This window comes from Vibrio sp. 1180_3 (assembly GCF_029478545.1).
In the GTDB taxonomy this organism is placed as follows: domain Bacteria; phylum Pseudomonadota; class Gammaproteobacteria; order Enterobacterales; family Vibrionaceae; genus Vibrio; species Vibrio aestuarianus.
In genome coordinates, this window is record NZ_SJFM01000265.1 from 1 (window position 1) to 255 (window position 255).

A 255-nucleotide genomic window follows, 5' to 3' on the forward strand; every position below is an offset into this window, starting at 1 on the left:
AAAAGAAATCAACTGAGATTCCGAAAGTAGCGGCGAGCGAAATTGGACTAGCCCTTAAGCTTTAAATGATGCAGGTGAACACGCTGGAAAGCGTGGCAATAAAGGGTGATAGCCCCGTAACCGACACATCATTCTAAGTGAAAACGAGTAAGGCGGGACACGTGATATCCTGTTTGAATATGGGGGGACCATCCTCCAAGGCTAAATACTACTGACTGACCGATAGTGAACCAGTACCGTGAGGGAAAGGCGAAA

1 rRNA gene is annotated in these 255 nt (G+C 47.1%); it reads left to right on the top strand.

The annotated features are described in order from the left end of the window. Positions 1–255: ribosomal RNA gene (locus EYW48_RS22070) — 23S ribosomal RNA — on the top strand; the annotation flags it as partial.